This is a genomic window from Paenarthrobacter sp. AT5 (genome assembly GCF_032764245.1).
In the GTDB taxonomy this organism is placed as follows: domain Bacteria; phylum Actinomycetota; class Actinomycetes; order Actinomycetales; family Micrococcaceae; genus Arthrobacter; species Arthrobacter ureafaciens.
The window spans coordinates 3,906,218-3,932,360 of sequence record NZ_CP136441.1 but is presented as its reverse complement, the minus strand read 5'-3'; the positions used below and the strand labels follow the sequence as shown (position 1 = coordinate 3,932,360).

31 protein-coding genes and 1 pseudogene are annotated in these 26,143 nt (G+C 62.5%); 26 read left to right on the top strand and 6 right to left on the bottom strand.

The window, feature by feature from the left end; translation table 11 throughout:
* Positions 1–27 precede the first annotated feature (27 nt).
* Positions 28–1,188: a serine protease gene (locus tag RI444_RS18230; RefSeq protein WP_207605541.1), complete on the bottom strand. Its 1,161-nt coding sequence runs from the start codon at positions 1,186–1,188 to the stop codon at positions 28–30.
* 336 nt (positions 1,189–1,524) lie between these two features.
* On the opposite strand from RI444_RS18230, the gene RI444_RS18225 reads away from it, so the two are divergent.
* The 14 genes from RI444_RS18225 (at position 1,525) to RI444_RS18160 (ending at position 12,339) form a co-directional block, all read left to right on the top strand.
* Positions 1,525–2,037 carry a hypothetical protein gene (locus tag RI444_RS18225; protein WP_207605542.1) on the top strand — a complete coding sequence of 171 codons (513 nt, stop codon included), beginning with the start codon at positions 1,525–1,527 and terminating at the stop codon, positions 2,035–2,037.
* A gap of 173 nt (positions 2,038–2,210) precedes the next feature.
* Entirely contained in the window at positions 2,211–3,257 is a 1,047-nt protein-coding gene (gene mpaB, locus RI444_RS18220; RefSeq protein ID WP_242703210.1) for a daptide biosynthesis RiPP recognition protein, read from the top strand.
* Positions 3,257–4,522, top strand: coding sequence for a daptide-type RiPP biosynthesis aminotransferase (mpaD, locus tag RI444_RS18215; RefSeq protein WP_207605543.1), 1,266 nt, complete (start codon positions 3,257–3,259; stop codon positions 4,520–4,522). Before mpaB ends, mpaD begins: the two co-directional genes overlap by 1 nt.
* Positions 4,523–4,569: 47 nt before the next feature.
* Positions 4,570–5,673, top strand: coding sequence for a daptide-type RiPP biosynthesis dehydogenase (gene mpaC, locus RI444_RS18210; RefSeq protein ID WP_242703211.1), 1,104 nt, complete (start codon positions 4,570–4,572; stop codon positions 5,671–5,673).
* 74 nt (positions 5,674–5,747) lie between these two features.
* Complete coding sequence (locus tag RI444_RS18205; RefSeq protein WP_021473492.1) at positions 5,748–5,888, top strand: hypothetical protein; 141 nt, start codon at positions 5,748–5,750, stop codon at positions 5,886–5,888.
* A 53-nt stretch (positions 5,889–5,941) separates the two neighbouring features.
* Positions 5,942–6,067, top strand: a complete 126-nt coding sequence (locus RI444_RS18200) for a daptide-type RiPP (protein WP_021473491.1) — start codon at positions 5,942–5,944, stop codon at positions 6,065–6,067.
* A gap of 45 nt (positions 6,068–6,112) precedes the next feature.
* Positions 6,113–6,238, top strand: a complete 126-nt coding sequence (locus RI444_RS18195) for a daptide-type RiPP (RefSeq protein WP_021473490.1) — start codon at positions 6,113–6,115, stop codon at positions 6,236–6,238.
* An 81-nt stretch (positions 6,239–6,319) separates the two neighbouring features.
* Positions 6,320–7,138, top strand: coding sequence for a daptide-type RiPP biosynthesis methyltransferase (gene mpaM, locus RI444_RS18190; protein WP_207605544.1), 819 nt, complete (start codon positions 6,320–6,322; stop codon positions 7,136–7,138).
* Positions 7,135–8,334: a YcaO-like family protein gene (locus RI444_RS18185; RefSeq protein ID WP_242703212.1), complete on the top strand. Its 1,200-nt coding sequence runs from the start codon at positions 7,135–7,137 to the stop codon at positions 8,332–8,334. Before mpaM ends, RI444_RS18185 begins: the two co-directional genes overlap by 4 nt.
* Before the next feature lie 50 nt (positions 8,335–8,384).
* Positions 8,385–9,989, top strand: a complete 1,605-nt coding sequence (mpaP, locus tag RI444_RS18180) for a daptide biosynthesis intramembrane metalloprotease (RefSeq protein ID WP_242703213.1) — start codon at positions 8,385–8,387, stop codon at positions 9,987–9,989.
* A complete protein-coding gene (locus tag RI444_RS18175) occupies positions 9,986–10,696 on the top strand; it encodes an ABC transporter ATP-binding protein (protein ID WP_207605546.1) in 711 nt (236 codons plus the stop codon). Before mpaP ends, RI444_RS18175 begins: the two co-directional genes overlap by 4 nt.
* Positions 10,696–11,418 carry a hypothetical protein gene (locus RI444_RS18170; protein ID WP_242703244.1) on the top strand — a complete coding sequence of 241 codons (723 nt, stop codon included), beginning with the start codon at positions 10,696–10,698 and terminating at the stop codon, positions 11,416–11,418. The genes RI444_RS18175 and RI444_RS18170 overlap by 1 nt, the downstream gene beginning before the upstream one ends.
* Positions 11,419–12,114 (top strand): hypothetical protein, encoded by a 696-nt coding sequence (locus tag RI444_RS18165; protein ID WP_207605548.1) that lies wholly within the window; start codon positions 11,419–11,421, stop codon positions 12,112–12,114. It begins immediately after the preceding gene.
* A 42-nt stretch (positions 12,115–12,156) separates the two neighbouring features.
* Positions 12,157–12,339: a hypothetical protein gene (locus RI444_RS18160; protein ID WP_207605549.1), complete on the top strand. Its 183-nt coding sequence runs from the start codon at positions 12,157–12,159 to the stop codon at positions 12,337–12,339.
* A gap of 35 nt (positions 12,340–12,374) precedes the next feature.
* Here RI444_RS18160 and ggt read toward each other — a convergent pair whose 3' ends face one another.
* A complete protein-coding gene (gene ggt, locus RI444_RS18155; RefSeq protein WP_207605550.1) occupies positions 12,375–14,240 on the bottom strand; it encodes a gamma-glutamyltransferase in 1,866 nt (621 codons plus the stop codon).
* Between the two features lie 104 nt (positions 14,241–14,344).
* The gene (locus RI444_RS18150) at positions 14,345–15,289 is read right to left on the bottom strand and encodes a patatin-like phospholipase family protein (RefSeq protein ID WP_207605551.1); all 945 of its coding nucleotides are present in this window, start codon (positions 15,287–15,289) and stop codon (positions 14,345–14,347) included.
* On the opposite strand from RI444_RS18150, the pseudogene RI444_RS23115 reads away from it, so the two are divergent.
* Positions 15,264–15,665: pseudogene (locus tag RI444_RS23115) on the top strand (helix-turn-helix domain-containing protein); the annotation flags it as partial. The gene RI444_RS18150 and the pseudogene RI444_RS23115 sit on opposite strands and share 26 nt — an antisense overlap.
* Positions 15,666–15,809: 144 nt before the next feature.
* The gene (locus RI444_RS18145) at positions 15,810–16,265 is read left to right on the top strand and encodes a hypothetical protein (protein WP_242703214.1); all 456 of its coding nucleotides are present in this window, start codon (positions 15,810–15,812) and stop codon (positions 16,263–16,265) included.
* Between the two features lie 74 nt (positions 16,266–16,339).
* On the opposite strand, the gene RI444_RS18140 is transcribed toward RI444_RS18145, so the two are convergent.
* On the bottom strand, positions 16,340–17,242 hold the full coding sequence (locus tag RI444_RS18140; RefSeq protein ID WP_207605553.1) for a hypothetical protein: 903 nt from the start codon (positions 17,240–17,242) through the stop codon (positions 16,340–16,342).
* Positions 17,243–17,252: 10 nt separating this feature from the next.
* Entirely contained in the window at positions 17,253–18,278 is a 1,026-nt protein-coding gene (locus RI444_RS18135; RefSeq protein WP_062097980.1) for an SPFH domain-containing protein, read from the bottom strand.
* A 105-nt stretch (positions 18,279–18,383) separates the two neighbouring features.
* On the opposite strand from RI444_RS18135, the gene RI444_RS18130 reads away from it, so the two are divergent.
* From RI444_RS18130 to RI444_RS18085, 10 genes are all read left to right on the top strand, one after another.
* A complete protein-coding gene (locus tag RI444_RS18130) occupies positions 18,384–19,118 on the top strand; it encodes an NUDIX hydrolase (RefSeq protein WP_069696135.1) in 735 nt (244 codons plus the stop codon).
* 268 nt (positions 19,119–19,386) lie between these two features.
* A complete protein-coding gene (locus tag RI444_RS18125) occupies positions 19,387–19,545 on the top strand; it encodes a hypothetical protein (RefSeq protein ID WP_017200690.1) in 159 nt (52 codons plus the stop codon).
* Between the two features lie 355 nt (positions 19,546–19,900).
* Positions 19,901–20,104 carry a hypothetical protein gene (locus tag RI444_RS18120; RefSeq protein ID WP_207605554.1) on the top strand — a complete coding sequence of 68 codons (204 nt, stop codon included), beginning with the start codon at positions 19,901–19,903 and terminating at the stop codon, positions 20,102–20,104.
* A gap of 26 nt (positions 20,105–20,130) precedes the next feature.
* The gene (locus RI444_RS18115) at positions 20,131–20,586 is read left to right on the top strand and encodes a hypothetical protein (RefSeq protein WP_139126872.1); all 456 of its coding nucleotides are present in this window, start codon (positions 20,131–20,133) and stop codon (positions 20,584–20,586) included.
* The gene (locus RI444_RS18110) at positions 20,583–21,812 is read left to right on the top strand and encodes an Nramp family divalent metal transporter (protein WP_179012296.1); all 1,230 of its coding nucleotides are present in this window, start codon (positions 20,583–20,585) and stop codon (positions 21,810–21,812) included. The genes RI444_RS18115 and RI444_RS18110 overlap by 4 nt, the downstream gene beginning before the upstream one ends.
* Entirely contained in the window at positions 21,812–22,234 is a 423-nt protein-coding gene (locus RI444_RS18105) for a hypothetical protein (protein WP_207605555.1), read from the top strand. The genes RI444_RS18110 and RI444_RS18105 overlap by 1 nt, the downstream gene beginning before the upstream one ends.
* A complete protein-coding gene (locus RI444_RS18100) occupies positions 22,221–22,556 on the top strand; it encodes a PRC-barrel domain-containing protein (RefSeq protein ID WP_021473472.1) in 336 nt (111 codons plus the stop codon). Before RI444_RS18105 ends, RI444_RS18100 begins: the two co-directional genes overlap by 14 nt.
* Before the next feature lie 116 nt (positions 22,557–22,672).
* The gene (locus RI444_RS18095; RefSeq protein ID WP_069696132.1) at positions 22,673–23,044 is read left to right on the top strand and encodes a hypothetical protein; all 372 of its coding nucleotides are present in this window, start codon (positions 22,673–22,675) and stop codon (positions 23,042–23,044) included.
* 83 nt (positions 23,045–23,127) lie between these two features.
* Entirely contained in the window at positions 23,128–23,613 is a 486-nt protein-coding gene (locus RI444_RS18090; RefSeq protein ID WP_069696131.1) for an SRPBCC family protein, read from the top strand.
* Between the two features lie 84 nt (positions 23,614–23,697).
* Positions 23,698–25,221, top strand: a complete 1,524-nt coding sequence (locus RI444_RS18085) for a CYTH and CHAD domain-containing protein (RefSeq protein ID WP_207605557.1) — start codon at positions 23,698–23,700, stop codon at positions 25,219–25,221.
* A 39-nt stretch (positions 25,222–25,260) separates the two neighbouring features.
* Here RI444_RS18085 and RI444_RS18080 read toward each other — a convergent pair whose 3' ends face one another.
* Positions 25,261–26,097, bottom strand: a complete 837-nt coding sequence (locus RI444_RS18080; RefSeq protein ID WP_207605558.1) for an alpha/beta fold hydrolase — start codon at positions 26,095–26,097, stop codon at positions 25,261–25,263.
* Positions 26,098–26,143 lie beyond the last annotated feature (46 nt).

Sequence of the window (26,143 nt, the reverse complement as noted above, 5' to 3'; positions counted from 1 at the left end):
AGTGTCCCTTCTGGAATGCCGTGCTGGTCAGGGCGCCCGGCCGGGTCCGTTGTCCGGGTGGTTTGGGTTCTGCATCCACGGCGTGGGTGGAAGGGCTGCTGGTGGGCCGGCCGGTGCCTGGGCGTAGGCTGCGGGTTGGCGTTGCTTGCGCATGTTCATGATCAGCAGGACGGCCATGCCGACCACGGCCAGAACGAGCACCGCGACGATGGCGATCAGCCACAGGGGGATCCCTGGCGCATCTTGTGTGGTGCTGGTGGGCGCATCGGCGGCGGCTGCCGGCGTCGCGGACGCGGTTGTGGCCTCGGCTAGTTTGACACCGTTGGAGGTCAGGAAGTCGCGGAGGGTTTGGGTGTCGGTGATGTAGTTCGCTTGCCCTGATCCGCGGGCAACATAGGCGGAGTTGATGCCGATGACTTCCCCGTCTTCGTTCACCGAGGGGCCGCCTGACATGCCGGGTGTAATGTCGGTGTCGATTTCCGTGCGCGGAACACCCTGGGTTGAGTAGCTGCGTGAGCTGACAGCCCCGGAACGGTAGGACGGCTTTTGCCGTTCAACGTCCGAGGTTGAACCGACGAGGTCGGGGAATCCGACGGACGTGACTTTTTCGCGCACTTTCGGTGCCTCCGCACCCAGCGCCAGCGCGGGGGTATCCTTCATGTCGGCAATCCGCAACAGCGCGTTGTCGCCTTTCTCGAAGCCTTGCTTGGCGATGAGCTGGGCCGTGATGGCCGTTTTGCCGCTGAGCAGACCACCGTCAATGCCCGAGGGCTGGTCGACCTTGATGAGAGGGTCCGCCAGTGACAAGGGCCAGTCGACGTTTTCGGGTTTCACCCCGGTGAGGCCCTGCTCGTCAATGACTTTGGCGTAAATGCTGGTGTAGAGGGCGTCATCGGCGTCGACGCAATGCCCGGCCGTGGCCACGTGCCCGGTCGTGCTGACAAACCAGCCGGTGCAGAGAGTGACCAGCGTGGTCTTGTAAGTTTCCGTGGTTCCGTCTTTGAAGGGAACCTGCACTGTTGCCGACCACGCTGTATCGACCCACACAATGGATTTGTCGATCGTGTCGGAGTTGACCTCGGCCGTGGCCGGTGCGGCTGCCAGCAGCGGGATCGACAGCGCGGCGGCGAGCGCCAGCGGAGCGGTGTGCTTTTTCTGTGCTTTCCAGGAGGTGCGGGGTGTCTTCATTGAGGGCTTCCTGATGTTCGAATGCTCTGAAATTGTGTGCACCCCAGCCCGTATGTGGAGTGTAGATGAGACTTCCCGGAGGAACCATGCCTCGGAGGTACTCGATTTTGCCCGGGTCCACTACTTGCCCGGGAGGGCCGCTTACCTGCTGGACAGTTGGCCGTTCACGTTGGACGACCACATAGGCGTTTGTGCAAAGCGACTCTGCACAAAATCCGACCTGGCCCATCCACCTCCGCCAGGCGCTCTGAGCCCCTGCCGCGGTTTTCCTAGATGCCATCAAGGCATTAGACAATTCATTGGATAAACCCCTAGTGGCCGCGTATCGTCCCTTGGATGGGGAAGACAAAACCGAACCGCGCCGCTGTGGCGATTGCCGCCGTCGTACTTGCGGCTCTGGTGGGTTGCGCGCCCGCACCGCCAATAGCCGCACCAACCAGCAGCAGTCCTACGCCAACGGCAGCCTGTCCGATCACCGGCACGGAGCCTCAGCAAGCCAATTGCATCGCCTACGGCGGCGACGCCGCCATGGCCCAGAACGAGATGTACCGGCAGCGGCGGAAGCTCACCCCTGAGATGCTGACGCAGCTTAACCAGCACGTCGAGCCCGCAAGAAAGGCGCTCGCGGCAGTACCCCGGCCGGTCACCGGCGACGACGTCGAAGCGGCGCTGACCAGTATCGACCTGACGGACATACGAACCGACGACGGCGGAAAGGGCGTCAGGTTTGGTGCGGCGGTCCGCAGCGGCGGCTGCATCTACGGTTTCATGCCGAACGACGGAGAACCGGAGTTGGCGACCGGTGGCCCCATCATGGACGGTGGTTGCCTGGAGATGATCGGCCACTAGACCGGGCCAAAACCCACCACCTAGACCACCCGCTTCCACCACCTAGATCGGCCCGTCCACCACCTAATTTGCTCCGGATCACCACCTAATTTGGTTCCGCCCGATCGTGGAGCCCGTCCACGCCCATAGTGTCCTTTTCAGGAACGAGCCCGTCCGGGTCGCTCCAGCGGAACATGGACAACTATTGGGGGTTGGAATTGGCGCTGAGTCAGCAACAAGCCATCGCGGCGGCTGTAGATCAATGGGTTACGGGCATTCCGGGACGGATCCCGGGCCACACGGTATTCGTGGAAAACGCGGGGCATTCTTCCTATGCGAAGGAGATCGCAGGGGGCGGCTCGGTGGTCTTGGTGATTGATGGCGACGCCGACAATCCGGATCTGGTCACCGTCAAGGGCCGTTTTGACGAGTCAGGCGAAGAGCTCTTGGTGGACGGATCCCTGAGCATCGAAATTCAGGACTACCTGGCCGTCCCGTTCATCAGCCTTGTGGGTCCAACAGTCATTCGCTTCGCAGGCCAGGATGACTGGCAGTCGTTCTTCGACGACGCCGACGAAGCCCGCAGCTCCGGCCACTTTGTCCGCCAACTCACCGAAGTCAACGCGGTACTGGCCGAGCGTGCGCTGCTTGCCGGGCACGGAAACCCGGACTCGACGCTGGCCAGGATCCACATCACCGCCAACGGGACCATCCTCAATGGACCCAGTGGAACCGTGATCGGCTGGGTCGGCGATGAGTTGCAGGACATCCGGGCCAGAGCGATGCCGCTCAAGCCCGAGTCCTCGATAGCCTCCCTGACCCACGCCCACGAGGTCGTGGCAGCCCTCAGCGACCGACCTTGGATTCCCCGCTACTTGGCCGCACTGGATGCGTGGAAGTTCATCGGTCCCCAGCAACGCCCTGGCACCCGCCTGGTCGGCTTCGGGTTGAGTCTGTACGGAGCCACCGACAGCCACAGCCTTCCGTTGCCCAATGCTCCTTTCATCGTGGAACGGCAGGGGGAACACAGGCTTCTCGATACCAACACCGGGAAGCTCTTCACTATCGGCCGGGACGCTGCCGTCCTCATTGAAGCCATCTCCAACTTGAGGAGTGTGGAAGCTGCCGCAAACGTCGCCGCCTTCTCCATGGGCATACCCCCGGAGCTCGCGGAATCATCGGCGAAAGCCGTCGTGGAGCAGCTGGGCCACCTCGGCATTGATCTCCCGGGCGGCCACTGATGACACGAACAAGCCTTCCCCTCTGGGTGCCGTTGGTGGAGCAGCGGGACTTCAATCCGAACACCCACACGGCAGTAGCCGCCGACGGCGTTCACGTCACCTTTAGGGACGGCCAACGCCGGCTTTGCGCGAAAAGCGGGCTCTGGAACGCCAACCTGGGATTTGGAAACCGGGCGATCGCCAAAGCAGTGGCCGCAGCACTGGAGAGTGCGTCCTACCTGCCGCTGTTCCGCAGCGCACACACCCACGCCATTGAGGCCGCCGAAGCACTGCTGCAGCTTCCGGCACACCCCTTTGGGAAAGTCATTTTCTCAACCTCCGGAAGTGCCGCCAACGATGCCGTCATGAAGCTGGCCAGGCAGTACTGCATATTGATCGGTGAACCCGAGCGGAAACTGATTGTCGGCTTGAGAGGCAGCTACCACGGTCTGACGTATGGCAGCCAGGGCCTCAGCGGGGACGATCTTGGGCAGCCCCTCTATGGCGTGGACACTCGCAACATCCGCCACATCAGGTTTGATGACGGCGGAGCCGAGCTGGAGAACCTGATGCGTCGGGAGGGCCACCGTGTGGCAGCCGTTGTAGTAGAACCTGTGCTTGGCTCCGGAGCCGAGGCCGTACCCGCAGACTTCATCACGGCCCTCCTTGCACACAGGGAGGAACAGGGCTTCCTGCTGGTGGCCGACGAGGTAGCGACGGGTTTCGGCCGGATACACTCCTGGTTCGTTACAGACGAATGGCCGGACGCGCCGGATGTCATCGTCACATCCAAAGGCCTCACCAACGGGACCAGTGCCTGTGCTGCACTCCTGGTGGGCACCGAAGTCACGGAGACGTTTAACAACACCGGAGCGGTCTTCGTCCACGGTGAAACCCAAGCCGGTACACCTGCCACTTGCGCAGCGGTTCTTGCCACGATTGAGGAAATGGCACGGGTGGGCCATGAAAGGCTCACACGCAACGTCAGTGTGGGGCTCTATGAACTGATTCGAGACCTTCAAAGCATCGACGGAGTTGGCGAATCAACCGGCCGTGGATGCATGCGGGGCCTCAAGCTGTACTCGGACAACGGGGTGCCGCTCCACGCACGGGCGACGCTCGCCGTCGTGAATCGCATTCATGGCGCTGGTGCCATTGTGCAGCCTGGCCCCGGACGCATCCAGCTCCTCCCTGCCCTGACCTATATGGAGGGGGACTTCCAGGAGCTCCACACTGCAATCGCGCAAGGAATCCGTGCAGCTCGCAGGGACGGGGTCTTCGCATGATCGCGGACAGAACGTGGAAGACGCGTTGCGTCATTTTGGCGTCCGGAATGAGCCCTAAATACGTGGGTTCACTGACCCGCGGACGCGTGGGGCTTGTGATCGACGCAGCCCTCGTCGCGCATCAAAGCACCCTGTTGGACGGTGACCTCCGGGGAGTGGCCGGCCTGGCACTGGATGCAGTTCCCGTCAGTGTAGGGACGCTGCGTGAGGTAGTGGGGTTCATCCAGGAACACCGGCTGGACACGGTGGTGGCGCTGGGCGGGGGATCGATCCTGGACGCGGTCAAGCTCGCCGCTATGTTCTCCGCCGATCCAAGCCTGGCAATCTTCGTGGAACGCCACGCGAAGCGCTCCGGACTCTTGGTACTGCCGCCTGTTCCCTACACAGGCAAACGACCCAAAACCGTTCTCCTCCCGTCCACAGTGGGGACCGGCGCGGAAGTCAGTGCGGTTGCGTGTCTGGATACCGCCGTCGGGCGGCGCCTGCTGGCGTCACCCCAATTGGCCGGAGACGTAGCAGTGCTCGACGCCGGCCACCTCGCCACCCTGCCGCGGAGCCTGGTACTGGAAGGACTGCTGGAAGCCTTCCTGCGTGTGGCCGGAACCATGGCGGGGAGCGCGGCCAGCATGTTCGACGACGACGGCCACCACCTCCTGGCGCGGATCGTTCGCTTGGGAGAGCACTTGAGGAAAGAGGACTCGCCCGAGAATCGCCTGCTTGTTGCCCGGCTGAGTATGGAAACCCACACCGGCTGGTCGTTGACGGGACGCAACCCATACGGCGCCAAGCATTGGTACGTGGCCAACGAACTGGCCTACCTGACCGGCGCCCGGAAGATGGCTGCAACCGCGCCACTGATTGCGCCCATCTGGGAGGAAATCGAGCGGGGCAATTTCCCGTGGGGTGACGCCGACCGGCTTCGCAGGCTTTGGTCGGCGGCAAACAGCGAAGAAGCCTTCGACCTGCGTCCCTCCAAAGGTATTGCCGAACTCATTCACCAGTGGGACATCCCGAGGTTGAGCGGCTGCAGCGAAGGAACCATCAAGGATGCCTCCACTGCCGCCGTCCGTAACTGGGGCGGAGTGCTCCCCATGCTTCGCGGCATTGGCGCGGTCCAAATCCAACACGTCCTGCGCGCAGCTCTCACCTGAGCCGCGCCCCACTGCTTACCGCTCGGCACCTGCGGTAAGGCACTACCCACCGGCAAGGGAAAGGAGGTGACTACATGATCAGCACTGCACACAGGCCCTTGGATCTTGGGATTCAGGAGCTGGAAACCATCGCTGTACCGGATGACTGGAGCGAAAGGATCCACGGCATCACCGTTGGCCTGGCCATCATCACCATCACCGTCGGCATCACCTGAGATCCCGTCAACGCAGCTGACATCCCGTCCAACAAGCACAGAAGGAGGTGAACATGCAGAAGCAACTCAATCTTTCCATCCAAGAGCTTGAGGCCTTGGACACCCCTGACTTCAACAACTGGTTTATCGGCGTATCCCAGGGAGTGGCCCTGGGACTCATCGCCGTCGGCATCACCTAGCCAATGGCGACTTCATTAGCCGCAAGCAACAGAAAGGAGGCAGGCATGACACTTCAACTCCAGGTCGAAGAACTCGAGAACCTCGACACCCCGGATGAAACCCCCTGGTACATGCGCGTTGGTGACGTGATCATCATCGCCGGCGTCGTCGTCGCAATCGCGACGACCTAGCCACCCCCAAGCCGCGCACGCGGGTGGTTTCCTTCCTCGACTGCCCGCGTGCGCTCCCACCACCTGCCCAAGGACACTCTGATGAACCCCGCTCCTGACAAAACCGCAGACGCCATCCTTCGCATCCTTGGACATATGGACCCGCCTGAGGACCTTTACAGCGTCTCCGGCTCGCGCCTCTATGACCAGATCACCGAGAACGACCTCACGGAACTGCCTGAAATCCAAGCCGCCGCACGCAGGACCACGGGCTCCATTCTGGAACTGGCGGCCGGATCAGGGCGCATCACGCGTGCCCTGTTGCCGCTGGGACGTCCGGTCACCGCCGTCGACTCCTCTCCGGAGATGCTGGAGATGCTCCGCGCGAAAATCCGTACCATGACCTTCAACCCGCGGCAGGCGGAGGTGGAACTGCTGAACGGTGACATGTCCCGGTTGGAGTTCGACGGCGGTTACGGTTGCGTCGTGCTCGGTGCCAGTTCCGTGACTCTCCTGGACAGGGAAGAACGCAGACAATTATTCCGGGCGGTCCGCACCGCGATGAGTCCCGGTGGTCGCTTCCTGCTCACAGTCCTCAACGCGGACAGTCACCAAGGCGCGGCACACTACGACGGCGAACCAACAGTTTCGGCTCTGGGGGAGGACGCCTTCCTGATCACCGCAGAAAGCAGGGACGCCGTCAACGGCTCCCGCCGCGTGACCATGATTCACGTTCGCTTCAACGAAGGCGGGACCTATCGGTCATCCGCGTACACAAGCGACGTCGCCTTTGTCAGCAACGCGTTGATCGAGGAAGAAATCCTGGGTGAGGGCCTGAAGGTCCTTGAACGCAGGCCCGTCCGCATCGCCAACCCGAATCCCGCGTTGAAAGACATCGAGCTTTGGGTGTGTGGACTGTGAACCTGGACCCCATACTGACCCTCGACCCCGCGCTGGGGCTGGTCTCCGAGTCCACGGTGTACCCGCCCAACGACGTCGGACTCTGGCGGACCGTGGCGATGCTCGCCAACGGCGAGATCACCGAACAAGGGTTCGCCTCCGCCGTCGGGGCTTTCGATATCAGCCGACGGCGGTCGCTGATAAGGGGCGCCGGTGAGGCCGTGGAGCGTTACGCGTTGGTGCCTGCGTCAGCCGATGCCGATCATCTGCACGTGCAGGACGACGTTGGGCGGCGGATCGACTTTGTTACCGGAGGGCTGGGTCGCGCTTCAGCGCTTGCCTGTGATCTTCCTTGGTACCGCGCTACGAATCTGCTCACTGGGGGAGAGTCCCGGGTTCCGGGTCCGGTTGTTGATTATTGCCCCGGCGCTTCCACGGTCTCCGAATGGGACCGGTTGTTTGACCCCTCGCCCAACGGTGCTGCTTCGGGGCCTTCCCAGTCCTTCGCCCAGGCATCCGGCCTGGCGGAGGTCATTGAGCGGGATGCGTTCCTGACTTCTTGGTACTCCGGGGCGCACCTCCAGAAGATAGATATTCGCAGCCTGCCGGAATCACCCATGGCCAGGAACTTCGCGGAGCTGACGGAAGCAGCGTTGGCCCAGGGCGTGGTGTTCACCCTGGCCCTTGTCCCGACCGCAGCGCCCCTGGTAGTGGCTGCCTGCTTTATTACCGGCGCAAACGAATCAGCTCCCTTCGGCGCCGTGGGACTTAAAGCGGCCGCCGGTCCAGGTTCAGCGCTGCTGGGAGCCATGCAGGAGGGATTGCAGATACGGGAGCTGTTCCTGTCGAGACGCCCTTCATCTGACGCCGGCGGTTCGGTCACCGATGACGCCTCGCGTGCGGACTTTTGGAATGCCGCTTCAGCCGTGGCAGGGCTCAAGGAATGGGTCGGTTCCTTTCCGCTGGCTGCGATTCCTGAAGGGTTCGACGTGCCCGAGGTTAGCGACCTGGCGACGTACTTTGCCGGCCGGAACATCAGCCCTCAATGGGTGGACTTGTCCCATAGGCTGCCTGCCGCCATCAGGAACCACGGTTGGCATACGGGCAAAGTGGTGTGTCCCGGTGCCGTGCAACTGTCCATGGACGAAACCAAAAGTTTGGCCCCACAGCGGCCAGGTTTCGTCCGCTCGCAAACCATGCCTCATCCGCTGATATGAGGGACGCAAGGAATCGCACCACGGCCGCGCCACAGTGGCCGGTCCGGCTGGTGTCCCATGCTTCCATTGAGCCACCCGTAGACAACGCCGGCCCATGGATTGTGGCCCTCGACGGAGTGCCGAGGGCACGGATCTCGCAGGACGTGGCGTCCGTGCTCAAGGAACTGGACGGTGAAAAGGACGCCCGTCAGATAGCTCTGACGCTGAGTGCTCCTTGGACTGCGTCTGATGTGGAAAGCGTGGTGGAGCGAGTTGCTCCGACCGGAATTTTCGACGCCGGCTCCCGGAGACGCGCTCAACGACGGGTCCAGTTCCGCGCCCCTCTGACAGTTCAACTGACGCTGTTCGATCCAAGCAGCGTGCTCCCGGCACTGTATCCCGTTGTTGCATTCCTGCTCCGCAGGGGGTCGCTGGCGCTGCTGGCCATAGCCCTTCTGGGCGGACTCCTCGTCGTGAGCTCAGCCGGGCCGGAAATCGTGAGGCTCTTCTCGTCTCCGCTCCCTTTGCCAACCTACCTTGGCGTGGCGGCAGCAATGTTTGCCTCAACCCTGCTCCATGAGCTTGGCCACGGCTTGGCGCTGTCCTACTTTGGGGGCAAACCCCGACGCATCGGCATCATGCTCTTCTACCTGTCTCCGGCGTTCTTCTGCGATGTCACCGATGGCTGGCGGCTCGCCTCCAGGAAACAACGCGTGATGGTGGCCCTGGCGGGCCCTTTGGTTCACGTTGGCTTGGGTAGCTTGGCGCTGTGTGGCCAAGCTTTCATGACGACGTCTCCGCTAAAGGATGGCCTGCTCCTCTACGGAGTGCTTTGTTACACGGTCGCCCTTCTGAACCTCTTCCCGTTCATCAAACTGGACGGATACGTGGCCCTAATGTCTGCGTTGGACATACCCCACCTGCGTCGTAAGTCTCTGGCTGCTGCCGAGGAAGTTGTTGGTCGCTACGCTCTTGGCACCACCGTGCAGGTGCCGCGCTCCGGCTTCCTCGCGCTCTTCGGACTAGCCAGTTTCGCCGCTGGAATCTGCTTTGTGGTGGTCGGTTGCCAACGCCTTGTTCCGGTCTTCCTGCAGATCGGAATGGCGGGTCATGCGGCGGTGGCCTTGCTGATCGGGCTCCTGGCGGTACTGACGGTCAAAGGCATCGTTCGGTTCTTCCGCACTGCCGCCGCGAATGGCAGCACCCTTTGGCGTCGGACCTTGGCCTTGCTTCTTGGCGCTGGTTTGACGTCGGCCGTGCTCGCCACCGTCCCGGTGTCATCTGTACAAGCAGCAGGATATTCGTTGGAAGCAGGGCAGTTGAGCATCGTTTTTCCCAAGGACTCGAAGTTGCCGTCGATCGACGCAGGGGACAGGGTCAGCCTGCAGACGCAAGGAACAGTAGTCCACACAGAACTGGGGCTGGCCACTATAGGTTCCGTGCCGCCGTCGGAAGCCAACGCCCCACTGGAGAGCATTGCGCCGGTGACCCTGCCGGGCATAACCGTTCCAGTCATTGCCTACGACGCCGACATCCGGGCTGCGCATGTTGACCTGCCCGCCCATGGTCGCGCCGAGGTGACCAGCAACGTCCGAACCACCCTGGGGGAGTGCCTCTGGACTGCAGTGACGTCATCTCCCCTGTGGCCGGGAAACGCGGGAAAGGAAAACAGATGACCATTCATGCGAGTTTTCACGGATTCACCAAATGGCGTGGAACGCAGCTTGCCGTCGAGGACCTTACCTTTGATGTTCGTGCTGGCCGTGTTGTGGGGCTGATCGGCCCCAATGGTGCTGGGAAGAGCACTGCGCTCGCAGGACTTACGGGGCTGCTGGATCCGACGTCCGGCCATGCGAGGGTGTTCGGCGCCGACTATCGCTCACTGAACAGGCCAGCCCGCAGGGTTGGCGTCAATCTAGATGGGATGGACGTGGAGGACGGACTGACCGGCCGGCGCCACCTCCGTATCTGCCAGATGGCCGCCGGGGTGGGCAAGGAGGATGTGGAACGCGTCCTTGCCCAAGTGGACCTGACGGCGCAGGCCAACAGGAAGGTCAAGGACTACTCACTGGGCATGAAGCAGCGGCTGGGGATCGCTTCGGCATTGATTGGCAACCCGGAACTCTTGGTTTTGGACGAACCGGCTAACGGATTGGACCCCGAAGGTATCCACTGGCTGCGAGGCTTCCTCAGGGACTTTGCTTCCACTGGTGGGAGCGTCCTTGTCTCAAGCCATCAGCTGCTGGAGCTGGAGCAGGTTGCCGACGAGGTAGTAGTCCTGAAACGGCGGATGTTGTTTCAGGGATCTCTCGACGAGGCAAAACGTGTGGGGAACGGAAGCCTTGAGGCTGCCTACTTCAGGATCCTGGAGGGTGCGCCGTGATGGGCATGCTGCGTTCGGAGTTGTTGAGGTTTTTCAGTGGCTATTCTTTTCTGGGCGTACTAGGTTTCAGCATCCTTATTCCGTGGTTCGTCAGCAACTTCCTCGGCTGGCCGAGCACCGCTGGTGGCCTGACTGTCGTTGAGAACGCCCGGATCTTCTGGGCTTTGGCGGCAACCATGGCGATTGTGAGTGTCTTCGCGGGTAGCTACGTAGTGTCACGGGAGGCCCATTACGGAACACTCAAGCGCAGTGTGGTGATGTGCGGCCTGACACGGCTGGTGCTGATCAAGTACGCGGCTGCCGTTGCTGTGGCACTGATCGTTGCTTTGGCGGGGACTGGACTATGGGCAGCGAGCCTGATGCTGTGGTCCACACCCGAAGCCCGGGCAGGAGTGCTGGTTCCCGATGCCTGGCGGTTTCTTCCAAGCGTCCTGCTTGCCTCGGTACTCGGTGGGGTGTGGGGTTGTTCGCTTGGCTGGATCATCCGTCACTACTACGCCACCACCGTAGCGGCGATGTTGGTCCCCTTGGCTGTGGAATTACCCCTGCTGGCAAATTCCTCTGAGGTGGCCCGCTGGCTTCCTTCCGGTGCCTTGGCCGGGATCAGCTCGGTGCCGTTCGAGGGCTTATTGCCGCCAATCCAAGCGTCCTTGGTCTTCTTGGCGTGGATCGCCCTTTCGGGCATCGGCGCGGTGTTGGTACTCGGCCGGAAGGAGCTCTGAGTGTTTGCCCTGGGATCCGTCCTGTCCGCTGAACTCAGCAGACCCTGGCTGTGGCGAGGTGCGGGTATCGCTGCACTCATTGCGGTTGGCCTGATTGCCATTCCCATCGTTTCCAGCCTGGCACATGAGGTACGTGTCGGTCAGCTGGGCGCTGCCCTTCTGGGCCCGGCACTGTCGGTCATGCTCACGGTCGGCGCGGTGCTGGGATCCTTCGCCTTTACGGCTGATTTCCGTCACGGTTCCTTGCACCGGAGGGTCCTCCTGTTCAGCCGAGCACCGATTTTTGCATCCCGGGCAGCTTCCACATTTCTTGCATCGATGCTCGCGGGCGGCACAGTAGGAACAGTGCTGGTGCTCATCATGCTCCTGCTCGGCGGACACCCAACTAACTTCTTTGCGGCCGGGGCGTTTGCGGGCGTCGCTGCTGTGGGTTCCATGTGGGGCTTTGCCGTCGGATCCCTTGTCCGTGATCATCTGGTGGCATTCTTCGTGGTCCCGTTGACTCTTGCCCTCCCCGAGTTCCTTGCTGGTGCGGGAATAACCACCGGATTCTTCTTCCCGGTGCTGACATCGGAGTGGTCCACCAGCGTTGCAGAAGGACGCATCAACTCCATGCCGCTCCTGGGGTCGCTGTGCTGGCTGGTGCTGTTGCTCGGCTCCGCCGGGGCCGTTTTCTCCCACCGCGACCTTCGCTAAACCCCCTCTGCCGCTGGACCTAAGCCGCGAAAGGAACGAACCATGAATCACAGATCACTCGTCTGGCTCATGCTTGCCCTACTCTTGGGCGCTTATGCCGTGTACGCCCTTTTCTCCAATCAAAGCGGCTCGGTGTGGCCGCTACTGACGGGGGTCATCTGCGCTCTGGGTGCTCTTGGAGCACTATGGCGTTTACGGGAGGAAGCCAGGGCGGACCGTGAATAGGCCTGCCCTGGCTTCCCGGGTTTCAATCTGCAGGACTACTTGGACTTCGGGCCCTTCCCGTGGCCATTCGCCGGCTGGTCACCGGACGAAACCACCATGGCGGATCCACCACCCCGCCGCTCCGGCTCCGCCACGGCAACGAGCTTGCCGTCTTCACCGAACTCGATGGCCGTGGCAGCACCAATCTCGGCTGCGGATGTGAAGGCGTCACCGGCAGGGACCAGTTCGTGGCCAAGAGCGCTGAGCTGGGATCCGTAACTCTGTATGAAAGCCGGTTCGGCCGTGACCGTTTTCGTGTTTCGTTGGGCTGCCCGGGGAGCTGCCAAGGCTTCCGAGATGTCCATGCCCAAATCAACCCGGTTCAATATCGTCTGAAGCACCGTGGTGATGATGGTAGAGCCGCCCGGCGAACCGAGGGCCAGGAACGGCTTGCCCTCATCCAGAATGATGGTGGGCGACATCGATGACCGTGGCCGCTTGCCTGGTTCAATACGGTTAGGGTCCTCGGGGTCGTAGACCGTGCTGAAGTCCGTCAACTCGTTGTTCAGCAGGAATCCCCGACCCGGAACAACAATGCCCGATCCTCCTGTTTGCTCGATTGTCAGCGTGTACTCCACCACGTTGCCCCACTTGTCAGCGACCGTCAGGTTGGTAGTGGAGATGTTCTCGGTGTCCGTCTCATCAGCGAGCGGCGCAACGGAAGCCGGGCACGCGCCGTCGTAATTCTCTACGTCCCCGGGTTTTACAGGCTTTGTTGCCGCCGCCGTCGGGTTGATCAGGCAAGAGCGTTCCTTGCCGAAGGCCGGGTCCAGCAGGGCGTCCGTTGGAACATCAACGAACGCTGGATCACCCACGTAGGCACCACGGTCGGCGAACGCCAAGGCGCTCGCCTCAAAGTAATGGTGCAGCGCATCCGTGGGCTGCATCTCGCTGAGATTGAACGGCTCAAGAATGTTCAGCGCCTCGCCGACTGTGGTGCCACCGCTGCTTGACGGTGCCATGCCGTAGACGTCGTAACCCCGGTACTTCATGTGCGTCGGGTCCTGGTTCAGGACTTTGTAGTCGGCCAGGTCCTGGGTAGTCATGAAACCAACAGGCACAGGCAGGGTGGGTTCCCCTACCTTGGGCGGCGCCTGGACCGTGGCAGCGATTTCCTCAGCCAGCGGGCCGTTATAGAACGCGCTTGTACCCTCCTTGGCAAGCAGGCGGTACGTCGCCGCCAGTTCGGGGTTCTTGAAGATACTTCCGACGGCGGGAGACTCACCGCCGGGGAGGAAGAGTTGCTGTGTGGAGGTGAAGTTGCTGAACCGTGCCTTGTTGTCCTCGGTCTGCTGACGGAAAGTCTCATCCACCACGAAGCCGCGGTTGGCGACCTTGATGGCCGGTTTCAGGGCCTCGTCCAGGCCCAAGGTTCCCCACCGTTCCAAAGCGCGTTCCCATGTAGCCGCAGTACCGGGAACACCAACAGAGACGCCGCTGGTGACCAGATCCGGCGTGAATTTGTAGGGCTCGCCGGTAGCAGGATTGATGAACGCATCATGGGGCATTGCCGCAGGTGCCGTTTCGCGGCCGTCTATGGTTCCGACTTCACCGGTCTTGGCGTCGTAGTAGACGAAGTAGCCGCCACCGCCGATGCCGGCGCTGTAGGGCTCAGTTACGCCGAGGGTGGCAGCAGCAGCGACCGCTGCGTCGGCCGCGTTGCCGCCCCGCTTCAATACTTCGATGGCCGCTGCGGATGCCTCCGGATCCACCGTGCTGACGGCGCCGCCGTAGCCCGTGGCCGTGGGGTTTTTTTCGGTCTGCCGGGGGTCCGCAAAAGCCGGACTGGCCACTGCTGCGCTGCTTACACTAAGTGCCAACGCGGCAGTGGCCGCGGCAAACTGACGTCTCTTAAGTCTCATGGTGTCTCCCAGAAATTACCCAGAGTTTGTTGAGGGTTGGCGGTCCGGCCACCCTACTCCGGGGCTTCGGGAGGGACAACGGTTGACTCCCGGCTGGTCAGGGGCTAAGTGAGGGGCCCTTTCCAGAACCCGGAAAGCCCGCTGGCCAAGCTTTTTCCTTGCTCAAAGCCTGCCACCGCTGCGGCCGGACGGAGGGAGAAATCCATGGCGTTGGCACCGAACAGATGTTCCGACTCAACGGCGGGGAGAATCGTCTCCACTTGGTTGCCGCCAGCTCGCAGAACCTCAATTTGAGAGGCGAGGTCCTGCTTCCACGCTTCAGGAGTCCGGGTTCGACCACCGAAAGGCGAAAGGACCAGCACTCTCCTGAAACCAGCCGTAAGGTCCGCATTTTCAGCGTTGGAGCGGTAGCCGCCGTCAATATAGTTGGCGCTGCCAATCCTGTACGCGAAGCCGCTGGCGCAACTGGCTGCAACGGCGTCAACCAGGTCCACCCCGCTGCTGTTGCCGAACTCGACAGGTTCGCCGGTGCCTGCATCAACGGCTGTGATAAGGATTTGCTGTTGCGGCCATTCCTGCCGGGGAAGTCTGGCCGCTACCGTAGCGCGCCATCGGTCCTGTGTAGAAGGGTCCAACGCGGCTTGCAGTTCGAGCGCCGCAGCGCCCATCCGGCGTCGCATGTCTGCAGGATCCGCGGAAGAGGCGATGATCCGGGCAGTCCGTTCCATGTGGTCAGATACGTCCCTGCCCTTGGCGGGCGCGGGACGGAGATTGGCGGGCGCGGGACGGGGATCGGCAGGCGCCGACGTCCGGCTGGCGGGAGCTTGAACGGTTGCGGCATACAACTCAGCGATTGGCGCGCCACTGATTTGGGCGGCAGCGGTTGAGCCGGCCGATGTGCCGATGGTGAGGTCGGCGTTGGTGACATCGAGGCCCGCGTCCGCCAGGCCGGCGACGACGCCGATCAACCAGGCATTGCCGGTGGAACCTCCGCCACCGAGCACCAAGGCCCGGGCACGCGTGATGTCTTGGGAAAGCGTTGTGTTCATGGGAGAGCCCTTCACGAAAGAGGATTGGCGCTCCCGGTGGCGACTACTTGCGTCGCGGAATCGTGGGCTGCGGGGGAGCGCCCATTGCGGATACTGCGTACATGGGTCTCACCTCCTGCTTGGTTGGCACGATCATGGGAATGCTAGCACTGCCGGGCTGGGAGCGGGGAGTGGGCCCGGGAGGCGAACATCGCATCGGGCCGATAGTGCACAAATATATTCCGCGAGGGGAAGTATTTTGTATACACAAAAGACTTCCCCTCGCGGTAGTCTTCTGTCTATGGTGTCGACCTATCTCACAACCGCAGAAGTCGCTGAACGTCTTCACGTGAGCCAGCGGCAGGTGCGCAATATGGTGAGCCAAGGTCATCTGAAGACGCTGCGGGGTGGTGGATTACTACTCATCAGCAGTGATTCGTTGAACCGGGCTCTTCATAGACCGCGGGGGACCGGTCGAGCATGGAGCTCCAAGACAGCCTGGGCGGCAATAGCGCTCCTGAGCGGTGAGGCGGCGCCATGGTTGAATCCCCACGAGCGCTACCGCTTGCGAACATCGTTGCAGGGCCGCAGCGTCGAGGATGTCATGGTTGCGGCCCGGAAACGGGCAACGGTCAGAACGTTTCGGGCGACGACGGAAGCTGTTGGGAAGTTGCAGGAACACGTGCTGCCTACAGGCGGAGCGGCAATGCGGGCAGCCGGTATGGGGGCTGTGTTCGGTCTCTCCGGTGGCGACGGTTTTTTGGACGGTTACGTTCCGGTGGGTACGGCAGACGAAATGGCCGCGGCGTTCCACATGGAGGAATCAGAGGACGGCAATGTCACGCTACGGGAGATCGACTTTGAAGAGGGACTCCGCAACGGAGTTCCTGTAGCTGCCATTGCCCTGGATTTGGCTGAGTCATTGGCAACACGGGAGCAGTCAGCCGGTAGGAGAGTCCTGCGGAAACTCTTGGAAGACTACGCAATCCGTGGCTGACCGCCTTCACGCAGATGTACCTCAACAGGGTTTCCTGCGGACAGTACCAAACTAACCGCTGCCAACCTCGCCCGCTAAACCACCAGCCGCAGCGGCCGCTGCCCTGCCTGCACTCTGATTTCCTGTCCCCATGAAGCGATCAGGCGGTCATCCTCCATGCCGTCGCCGAACACCACCAGTTGGTCCGATGCGACGGTGATGCGGAGGACTTCGCCGGCTTGCAGGAGGCCTTCAGTGAGGGAAGCTCCCGTAACGGGCGACGGCCAGGCTTCGCGGACAAACCACGCAAGCGTCGGGTCAGTCGGTGCGGGCAGGGCCCTGCCGCCGCGTTCCAGTGCGATTGAGGCGCACCAGCCGGTGGCTCCGGTGCCGGTGGAGACGATCAATCCCGATGAGGACTGCCGCTCGGTTTGGCCACCGGAACTTGTAAAACTTGGCGCCGTCAACTGGTACCTGGCGGACTGGTGGGAGGCGTGCCCCACGAAAATCTCGTTGAGCGCCGAAAGCTGCTGCCCGTCGTCGAGGGTTGCCGTCACGGTGGTGAGGTCCAGGCAGCGCAGGCGGTTCGGGTCGCCGGCGTGGATCATGGCCGCTGCCGCCGCGGGCGTGTGCCGCACCAGGACGCCGGGATTGGCTCCAGGCTCCGGATCCACGCCGATGACCGGTTGCCCGGAAAGGTACTTGGCGGCATTGGCCACCAGACCGTCCTGGCCCACGGCCACGATGATGTCCTCTGCTGTCAGGAGGAAGCGGCTGAGGTCGGCCCGCTCCACTTCGGCTTGCCGCCATTCGGCCGGGACCGCTCCCCGCACGGTGGCGAGGGCGGCGGTGAGGTGGTCGTGGCGTTGCTGAACTTCTTCGAGGCTTCGGCCACGGGTCCGGAGGAAGAACTCAGCCTGTCCGCGGGTCGAGTGGCGGTCCAGGAGTTCCTGGAGTTCGGTACGCCTGTGGACGATGACGATGCGTGGAGTTGCCATGGTCTGATCCTTACTTGGCGGCCGGTGCCGGCGCTTGTCCGTTCTGATCCTTGAACAGTCCGGCCAGGGCTCCGCTGAGGAGGTCCGGGGTGATGGTCAAGTTGCCGATGTTCGGCAGCGAACCGGCTGCGTCCCGCAGGGCGAGGGCAAGCAGCGTGGACTGTTCCATGCCCCGGTAGACCTCCATGGTGGCAGCTTCACGTGCGGCAGCTGCTTCACCCACCAGCCGGATCTGGTTGGCTTCGGCCGCAGCGCCGATGCCCTTGCGCTCGGCCGAACCCTGGGCCTCGATGAGGCCGGCTGCGGCCTTTTCCTCCGCTGCCCGACGGGCGTTAACGCCCTCCTGCGCCACGAGGTTCTCGCGCCGAACGGCCAGTTCGATTTGGCTGGCCATCTCGTTTTCGGAGATGGTGCGTTCACGTTCGACGGCGACCGCGCGCCTTTCGTAGACAGCCCGGTCCGCTTCGGCTTGCAGCTGCTCGCGGACCGGCGTCTGCAAGGCACGTTCGACGTCGGACTCGGGCCGGACTGCCAGGACCTGCACCCCGAGGATTTCGATGCCGGTGGATTGCAGCCGGGCGTCTGCGCGGAGGGCTTCGGTGAGCACTATCCGCAGCTGGCTGACGCCGCGTTCCAAGGCTTCGGCCAAGGTGGTGGCGGCAATCTGGTCGATCGCGTGGCTCTGGCAGAGCTGCCCGATGATGGTGGAGACCTGCTCGCGTCCCGTTGCCGGCGCGGACCCCGGTGTTTGCAGGCCAAAGTCGAGCCGAGTCGACACCGCCACAGGATCCACGAACCGGTAGGTGACGTTGGCCTGCACTGTGACGTCCTGGTGGTCCCGGGTGATGGCGTGGAAGAGGGTGGGGAGTTCCTGGTCGTCCACCGGCACTTCGCTGAGCACGGAATTCACGGGCCGGAACCAGAACGCCTGGCCCACTCCTTGGTGCTTCACCGCGCCCTTTTGCAGGTGCACGACGTAGCCGGTGGGGCTGCCGAGGAAGTGGCTGATCCAGGGGTATCGCTTGATGGTTGCCATGATGCTCCTTGATTTGAAGAGTTATCGTCTATCTGACGATAACCACACTCTAGGGCGCTGGAACTATTAATGTCAACATGACGATAAATGCCGTAGGATTGCCGCATGACACAAGCTGTTCCAGCACCCGCGAGCTTCCCCGTCGCGGTGGACATCGTTGCCCTTACCGTCCGCGGCGGTGAGCTCTGCGTCCTCCTCATCACCCGCCTCATCGAGCCCTTCCGCGGGCGGCTCGCCCTCCCCGGTGGTTTCGTCCTGCCCGGCGAGGACCTCGTGGAAGCAGCGATCCGCGAACTGGGCGAGGAAACCGGCGTCGAACGTTTGCCAGGCTATTTGGAGCAGTTGGCGAGCTACGGCCCCAAGGGTCGTGACCCCCGTGGCGACGTCCTCACCGTGGCGCACCTTCTGCTGGCGCCCGACTTTCCCGTCCTGTCCGCCGGCAGCGACGCCGAGCAAGCGGCGTGGTATCCGGTGGAACGCGTGGCCAATGGCGAGGTGGATTTGGCCTTCGACCACGCGCAGATCCTGGAAGATGCCGTGGAGCGGGCCAGGGCCAAGTTGGAGTACTCGCCTTTGGGCGCCGCGTTCTGCGGCGAAGAGTTCACCATCGCCCAATTGCGCGCTGTCTACGAGGCCGTTTGGGGGACCCGCCTGGACCCGCGAAACTTCCATCGCAAGGCCACCGGCACGCCCGGCTTCCTTGAGGACACAGGGCGCATGACCGCGGGCGATGCGGGCAGGCCGGCGGCACTCTTCAGGCTCGCGGAGGAGGCGCGTTCGACGGCGGGGCACCCCACCCGGGCGGTGCTGAACCCGCCGTTGATGCGCCCGAGGGTGTAGGCGGGGAAACGCATTGACAGGGTGATCCGCCTCGAAAAATGTTCGGCATCAAATCACTTCGCCAAAACACAAAGCGTGCTTATTATGAAGCTGTGCACGTGCTTCCCGTAGTGGTTGCTCTGTTTGAACCATAGCCATTATGGGTAGGTACGGAATAAGGAGAACATTCTCCGTTGGTGCCCGTTGGTATGGGGTGGGACTTCATTTGGGGTCCCGGCGGATGCCTTCCTAACTGGACAGAAATTTGTTTGAAGGGATGCGTAGCTACATGAACACACTATTGATCATCGCCGGAGTCATTGCGATCATCCTGCTGCTGGTGGGTGGATTCAACCAGGCCCTTAGTTTCCTGCTGTGGGTAGGAATTATCCTTCTTGTTCTTGCCCTCATTGGATGGGTTTTGGGACGGGGGCGGTCGCGCGTATGACCTCGGACCCAGTGGAATCTGGGGGCCTTAGCCACATCCATGACGGAGTAACAACCCCTGGCCATCCGATCCCGCGGGATCTCGGAACACCCCTCGCCAGCGCGCAAGTGCCGGCGGACGGTGGGGCCGGGGGAGATCCGGACGACGCTGCCGACGCCGGAGCGAACAAGTCTGCGACTCCGCCGGGACCGGCTGAGGAAAAAGATGCAAAGACTGCGGACGACCGCAGCTTAACTACTGAACCTAATCCGACGGATTGATCGGGGCTTCGAAGCCGTGGGTGGATAATCGCCCACGGCTTCGCCCATAATCCGCCCGGTTCCGGGTTTATCCATTCTTTTGATTGAGGTGGAAAATGCGTATCGGATCAATTCTCGGGCTGATCGTAGTGGTGTGGTTGGTCATCGGTGCAATAGCTGCGGGGCAGCGGGGATATTACAACGCGCCACCGGCGCAGTGCTCACAGTTCGCCACGATCGCCCTCAACATTGTTGCCGGACCGCTGAATTACACGGGGCTTGATCCGCAAGGTGGATGCGAGGTGCCGCTGCCGTCGTGAGCTGCTTGTGGAAGCATGCTTTCAAGGTGCTCCTGACATTCGCGTTGCTGGTCGGAGTCGTTTCCAGTTGCTCGGAAAGCCCCTCGACGCAGGCCCTTGAGGGGCCAATGAAAGACGCCTCCGCTGCTGCCAGGACAACGGCCATGGCCGTGGAGTTGCGACTCAAGGGCCACACGACGGCGGCGGCCGGCTCAACTGCGGCTGACGACATGCTGAAGCAAGTCGACTCGGCTACCAAGGACGTCCAAGGCACGTCTGCCAGTAACGGAGATGACCAGGACCTCCGGGATGACGTTCTTGCCGCTTTCGCAACAATTTCCCGTGCGTTGATCCACGCCCGTGATGCCCTGGCGGCGCCGCAAGGCGGCCCGGAAGAGGGCAGGATCGGAAGCGACCCATCCCACTTGATGCCCGTGCTCGATGAATTGCACAGGGCCTCGGACCAGCTCGACGCCCTCATGACCAAGGCCGGCATACAGTGAAACGGCTCCTCGGTGTTGCACTCGGCATCCTGACAGCGATCGGGGGCTTCGTCGACATCGGGGATTTGGTCACCAATGCCGTGGTGGGCTCGCGCTTTGGGCTCTCGCTGGCGTGGGTGGTGCTTGTGGGAGTAGTAGGAATCTGCCTCTTTGCCAACATGTCCGGCCGGGTCGCTGCGGTGTCGGGAAGGGCCACATTCGAAGTGATCCGGGAACGGATGGGAGCCCGCGCCGGGCTGGCGAACCTCGGTGCTTCCTTCCTCATCAACCTCATGACGGTCACTGCCGAAATAGGCGGCATTGCCCTGGCCCTGCAATTGGCAAGCGGCGTTGCCTATCTCTTGTGGGTTCCCGTGGCTTTGCTGGCTGTGTGGCTGGTGATCTGGCGGGTGAAGTTCAAGATCATGGAGAACGTGACGGGCCTGGTGGGCCTCTCACTGGTGGTCTTCGCAGTGGCTTTATTCCTCCTCAAGCCGGACTGGGGTGCCTTGGCATCGCAGATCTTTACCCCCTCTGTTTCCCACGAAGAGAAGGCCGGAACGTACTGGTACTACGCCATTGCCCTCTTCGGTGCGGCCATGACCCCGTATGAGGTTTTCTTCTTCTCTTCGGGTGCCGTGGAAGAAAAGTGGAAGGTGAAAGACCTGGCGCAATCGCGGCTTAATGTCCTGCTGGGCTTCCCGCTTGGCGGTTTCCTTTCGCTCGCAATCGCCGGGTGCGCCGCCGTCGTTCTTCTCCCCGCCGGCATCAGCGTAACGACGCTGTCGCAGGTGGCCTTGCCGGTAGCGCAAGCGGGCGGGCAACTCGCTTTGGCTGTCCTGATTGTGGGCATCGTAGCGGCAACGTTCGGAGCGGCATTGGAGACGACGCTTTCCAGCGGCTACACCTTGGCGCAGTACTTCGGCTGGTCGTGGGGGAAGTTCCGGCGTCCGGCGCAAGCAGCACGGTTCCACATGTCCATGATCGTGGTGCTGCTGGCGGGAGTGGCAGTGCTGATGACAGGGGTCGATCCGATCCTGGTGACGGAATATTCGGTGGTCTTCTCGGCCATTGCCCTCCCGCTGACGTACCTGCCCATCCTGATCGTGGCAAATGACCCCCAGTACATGGGCGAACACGTCAATAAGCGGCCGGTGAATATTGCCGGAATGGTCTATCTGGTCATCATCCTGGTGGCGTCGATTGCGGCGATTCCCCTCATGATTGCCACGGGAGCGGGGGCGTAATGGCAAAGAACCGAGGGCTGGATACGAGCCGTTTGAAGCCGCCGCCCGTTCCCGCCGGGCTGGTCCTTGACGCCCGGCTGCACCTGCTGGACCGCCAGGTTCTGGACGTCGACGACGTACCCGTCACCACTGTGGACGACATTGAGTTGAGCGGCCCCGAACCGGACCAGCCGATCCCGCCGGGTACCGACCCGCCGCATATCACTGCGCTGCTGACCGGGCCGGTGCTGGGTACGCGGATCTTTGGCGGCAGGCCGCCGTCGAGCCGGCTGATCCGTATCCCGTGGGATGTTGTGTCAGGCGTGGGGACCGTCATCTCCGTGGGGGACCGCTCGGATTCCCTGGACGCATCGTGGGTGGAGCGCTGGCTGCGGAACCACGTCATTGGCCGCATCCCGGGAGGCCGCCATGATCCTGACTGACATGCTGGGAATCGACGTGCTGGACAGCAGCGGAAAACGGCTCGGCGAGGTGTCGGACGTCCGTTTCGCGCTGGATGCTGCTCCCGGCCCGCTGCTGAGCAAGGCGCGGCTGGTGGGCATTATTGTCAGTCCCCGCACGGCGTCGTCGTTCCTGGGATTCGAGCGGCAGAATCTTACCCAGCCTTGGCCGATAGCCCAATTGCTCCGGTGGCGGCACCGCGGTTCGTTCCTGGTGCTGTGGGAGGACATTGCGCTGATGGGGCCGAAGTCCGTGCGGCTGCGGTCCGACTTCACCCCCTACGAATCCGGCCTGACACGGTAGCCGATGAAGCGAAGAAGTACTAAGTTTACTGACTAAGGCCTTCCGGCATGGACAAACAGCTAAGTATGCTTATAAATTCGAAGTGTTCCATTAAACCGTTGGAAAGGACAGGTCTCATGGACAGTCAGAACGCCACACCTGAAGAAGAAGTAGGCGGCTACGGCACCCCGACGGCAGAGCAGGAAGCTGGCGGAGGACAGGCCCAGCCCCGTGTAGAAGAAGACCTGAGCGACGCCGGTTTGAGCCAGGACAGCCCCGACGGCGAGACCTACGCAACCGGCGCCCCGAACCTCAGCCACTTGGATCCGGAAGATTCGGACAGCTCCGGCGAACCGGGCGCAGGCCGTTTCGGCGGGACAGATGAGCAGTCCCTCCAGGAACAGAACCTGCAACCCGACGCAGAGGACCTGCCGGACGGCAGCGGCACCGACCTTCCCCAGGAGCAGGCGCCGAACGACGACGACCAAGAAGACTTCAACGCAGGCTAAGCCCCGGACGCACAAGGCACGCGACCACGAGGCACGCGACCGCAAGGCACCCCGCATTCGACGGAAAAGAAGGAGCAAAATCCATGGCTACCGTCAACAAATCAATTGAAGTAGATGTCCCTGTTTCCGTGGCCTACAACCAGTGGACCCAGTTTGAGAGCTTCCCGGAGTTCATGAACGGTGTGGAAGCCGTGCGGCAGATCGATGACACGGCACTGCACTTCTCCACCAATGTGGGAGGCGTGAAGCGCGACTACAACGCCCAGATCATTGACCAGGTTCCGGACTCCCTGGTGAGCTGGGCCAGCGTGGACGGCCCCCGCAACGGCGGCTCGGTGACCTTCGAACCGCTCGACGCCGGCAGGACCCGCGTCAACGTGGAAATCGTGTGGGAACCGGACACGCTCGCCGAAAAGGCAGGGTCAGCCGTTGGAGCCGACAGTCTGCGCGTTGGCGCGGACCTGGACAAATTCAAGAAGTTCATCGAAGCCCAAGGGCACGAAACCGGAGGTTGGCGTGGCACCATCTCCGGCGGGGATGTAGATGAAGCCGGAGGACCGCTGGTCTGATGCAGCGCGGTGAAGGCCGGCCGGCGATCCGGCCGGCCTTCACCGTTGCGGGCAACATCTACGGCAGCAGGAGGTATTTGGACCATGGCCAAGTCCACTGTGGAAGTGGAGCGGAAGTTCGACGTCGAACCGTCAACGCCGCTGCCCGATCTGACAGCCATCGACGGCGTCTCCAGGGTAGGCGAACCGGTGACGCACCGGCTTGAGGCCGTCTATTTCGACACCAAAGACCTCGCCCTCGCCTCCTACGGGATGACGCTCCGCCGTCGTACCGGAGGACCCGACGCCGGATGGCACCTTAAGCTGCCCAAGGGACCCGGGCAGCGCACGGAAATACATGCTGCGTTGGGCCGGCCGGAGATCGTCCCGGATGACATCCTGGCCAGGGTCCTTGCCTACACCCGTGGCCATGCCGTGGCACCCGTGGCCACTGTGAACACCAGCCGCACCAGCATCGGCCTGTACGCGGAAGACGGCAAGGCGATTGCCGAGTTCGTCGATGACCACGTCGAGGCCGAGGTGTCTTTCAACGATGCCACCTCCCGCACGTGGCGTGAGTGGGAATTGGAGCTGAACCACAATCCGTGCGACGACGCCGCGGCAGCACTGTTCGATGCCGCCGCCGGGATACTCGCGAAGTCTGGCGCGCGCCCCAGCCAACGCACGTCCAAACTCGCAACCGCGCTGGCCGGATACCTGCCCCGTCCCAAGGGGAGTGGCCGCGAGGTCCCCGAGCGTAAGGGACCGGCCGTTGTGCCCGTCCTCGACTACCTTGACCAGCAAGTGGCCAGGATGCTCCGGCGGGATGCCCAGATCAGGATGAACGCCGATGATTCCGTCCACCAGCTGCGGTCCGTCACCCGGCGGATCCGGTCGGTCCTCCACAGCTACCGCAAGTTCTTCAAAGCCGGTCCGGTGGACGAGTTGGAAGCGGGCTTGAAGTCGCTCGCCCAAACCCTGGGCCGGTACAGGGACGCCGAGGTTCTCCATCGGCGGCTGCGGGAATCGCTGGATGAACTGCCGGGAAGGCTTGTGCTGGGCCCCTTGGCGGCAGAGCTGGACGAACGCATGAAGGTTCGCAAGGACACTGCGCTGACGGCCATCCGATCCCGGTTGGACAGCCCTGGATACTTCCGGCTGCTGGACCAATTGGAGGCCTTCGTCGAGGAGCCTCCTGTCGCGCCCGAGGTCATGCCCGGTGCGGGCAAAGCAACGGCCAAGCGCGTCAACAAGGCTGCCAAACGCCTCGCCGAACGCCATGACGCTGCGGTTGCCGCCGCCGTCGGGCCTTCCCGTGACAAGGCCTTCCACGAAGTCCGGAAGGCAGCCAAGAAGTTGCGCTTTGCGGCTGCGGCGGCAGAAAGCATCCACGGCAAGCAGGCATCGAAGATCGCTGACATGGCCCACCGGATTCAGACCATCTTGGGTGAACACCAGGACAGTGCCGTAGCCCGGACTGAACTGTTGAAGCTCGGCTCCGCTCCCGGCATGGGCAACGCCGCATTTACGTACGGAGTTCTCCACGCCAGGGAACGGACGGCGGCGGACACTGCTCAGCAGGAGTATCTCCGGCTGGGAAAGAAAGTCCGCAAACTCAGGATCACTTAGGAAATAGCCCTCAAGAAAAGGTTCTTGAGGGCTATTTGCCTACTTTTTGAGGAACCCCAGAAGGGCTTCGTTGATTTCTGCTCCGTGCGTCCAGAGGAAACCGTGCGGCGCCCCCTCGATTTCCACGTATTCGGCGCTGGGAAGTGCATCCTTGAATCGGCGGCCGGTGACATCGATGGGCAGGATATTGTCCGCAGTGCCGTGAACGATCAAAGCGGGGACATCGATTGTGGGGATATCCGCGCGGAAATCAGTGAGCCACGTGGGCTGTGCGGCAACTGATGCGAATGCACCCGAATTTGCTGCCAGGTTCCAGCTCGCATCGACCAATTCCTGGCTGAGGCGGTCGGTGCCCAGGAAGGTGTCGCTGTTGTAGAAGTTCTTGAAGAAATCCGTGAAGAAGGCGTAGCGATCAGCCTTGACGGCCTGGGCGAGGCCATCGAAGACATCCTGCGGGACGCCATCCGGATTGTCGTCGGTCTTCAAGAGGAACGGTTCCAGGGAGCCGAGGAACACAGCCTTGGCCACGCGGCCTGAACCGTAGGTGCTGATGTAGCGGGCAACCTCGCCGGTTCCCATGGAGAACCCCACCAGCACGGCGTCGTTGAGGTCGAGGGTTTCCAGGACCGCTTTGAGGTCAGCTGCGAAGGTGTCGTAGTCGTAGCCGACCGTGGGCTTGCTGGACTTCCCGAAGCCGCGGCGGTCATAGGTGATCACCCTGTAGCCGGCGTCAAGGAGGGCCGCTGTCTGCTTCTCCCACGAGGATCCGTCCAAGGGATAGCCGTGGATCAGCACCACAGGCTGCCCCGCCCCGTGGTCCTCGTAGTAGAGCTCAATCTCAGTGCTGTTTTCGTTTCCGACGGTGATGTAAGCCAAAACTTCGGTCCCTTCATAGCGGTTCTGGGGTGGAACGCTTCCAGCC

Bases quoted from the DNA above. Each gene is read 5' to 3' on its own strand.
- RI444_RS18230 (WP_207605541.1), bottom strand. From the start codon at position 1,188: ATGAAGACACCCCGCACCTCCTGGAAAGCACAGAAAAAGCACACCGCT.
- RI444_RS18225 (WP_207605542.1), top strand. From the start codon at position 1,525: ATGGGGAAGACAAAACCGAACCGCGCCGCTGTGGCGATTGCCGCCGTC.
- mpaB (WP_242703210.1), top strand. From the start codon at position 2,211: ATGGACAACTATTGGGGGTTGGAATTGGCGCTGAGTCAGCAACAAGCC.
- mpaD (WP_207605543.1), top strand. From the start codon at position 3,257: ATGACACGAACAAGCCTTCCCCTCTGGGTGCCGTTGGTGGAGCAGCGG.
- mpaC (WP_242703211.1), top strand. From the start codon at position 4,570: ATGAGCCCTAAATACGTGGGTTCACTGACCCGCGGACGCGTGGGGCTT.
- RI444_RS18205 (WP_021473492.1), top strand. From the start codon at position 5,748: ATGATCAGCACTGCACACAGGCCCTTGGATCTTGGGATTCAGGAGCTG.
- RI444_RS18200 (WP_021473491.1), top strand. From the start codon at position 5,942: ATGCAGAAGCAACTCAATCTTTCCATCCAAGAGCTTGAGGCCTTGGAC.
- RI444_RS18195 (WP_021473490.1), top strand. From the start codon at position 6,113: ATGACACTTCAACTCCAGGTCGAAGAACTCGAGAACCTCGACACCCCG.
- mpaM (WP_207605544.1), top strand. From the start codon at position 6,320: ATGAACCCCGCTCCTGACAAAACCGCAGACGCCATCCTTCGCATCCTT.
- RI444_RS18175 (WP_207605546.1), top strand. From the start codon at position 9,986: ATGACCATTCATGCGAGTTTTCACGGATTCACCAAATGGCGTGGAACG.
- RI444_RS18170 (WP_242703244.1), top strand. From the start codon at position 10,696: ATGGGCATGCTGCGTTCGGAGTTGTTGAGGTTTTTCAGTGGCTATTCT.
- RI444_RS18160 (WP_207605549.1), top strand. From the start codon at position 12,157: ATGAATCACAGATCACTCGTCTGGCTCATGCTTGCCCTACTCTTGGGC.
- ggt (WP_207605550.1), bottom strand. From the start codon at position 14,240: ATGAGACTTAAGAGACGTCAGTTTGCCGCGGCCACTGCCGCGTTGGCA.
- RI444_RS18150 (WP_207605551.1), bottom strand. From the start codon at position 15,289: ATGAACACAACGCTTTCCCAAGACATCACGCGTGCCCGGGCCTTGGTG.
- RI444_RS18140 (WP_207605553.1), bottom strand. From the start codon at position 17,242: ATGGCAACTCCACGCATCGTCATCGTCCACAGGCGTACCGAACTCCAG.
- RI444_RS18135 (WP_062097980.1), bottom strand. From the start codon at position 18,278: ATGGCAACCATCAAGCGATACCCCTGGATCAGCCACTTCCTCGGCAGC.
- RI444_RS18130 (WP_069696135.1), top strand. From the start codon at position 18,384: ATGACACAAGCTGTTCCAGCACCCGCGAGCTTCCCCGTCGCGGTGGAC.
- RI444_RS18125 (WP_017200690.1), top strand. From the start codon at position 19,387: ATGAACACACTATTGATCATCGCCGGAGTCATTGCGATCATCCTGCTG.
- RI444_RS18120 (WP_207605554.1), top strand. From the start codon at position 19,901: ATGCGTATCGGATCAATTCTCGGGCTGATCGTAGTGGTGTGGTTGGTC.
- RI444_RS18105 (WP_207605555.1), top strand. From the start codon at position 21,812: ATGGCAAAGAACCGAGGGCTGGATACGAGCCGTTTGAAGCCGCCGCCC.
- RI444_RS18100 (WP_021473472.1), top strand. From the start codon at position 22,221: ATGATCCTGACTGACATGCTGGGAATCGACGTGCTGGACAGCAGCGGA.
- RI444_RS18095 (WP_069696132.1), top strand. From the start codon at position 22,673: ATGGACAGTCAGAACGCCACACCTGAAGAAGAAGTAGGCGGCTACGGC.
- RI444_RS18090 (WP_069696131.1), top strand. From the start codon at position 23,128: ATGGCTACCGTCAACAAATCAATTGAAGTAGATGTCCCTGTTTCCGTG.
- RI444_RS18085 (WP_207605557.1), top strand. From the start codon at position 23,698: ATGGCCAAGTCCACTGTGGAAGTGGAGCGGAAGTTCGACGTCGAACCG.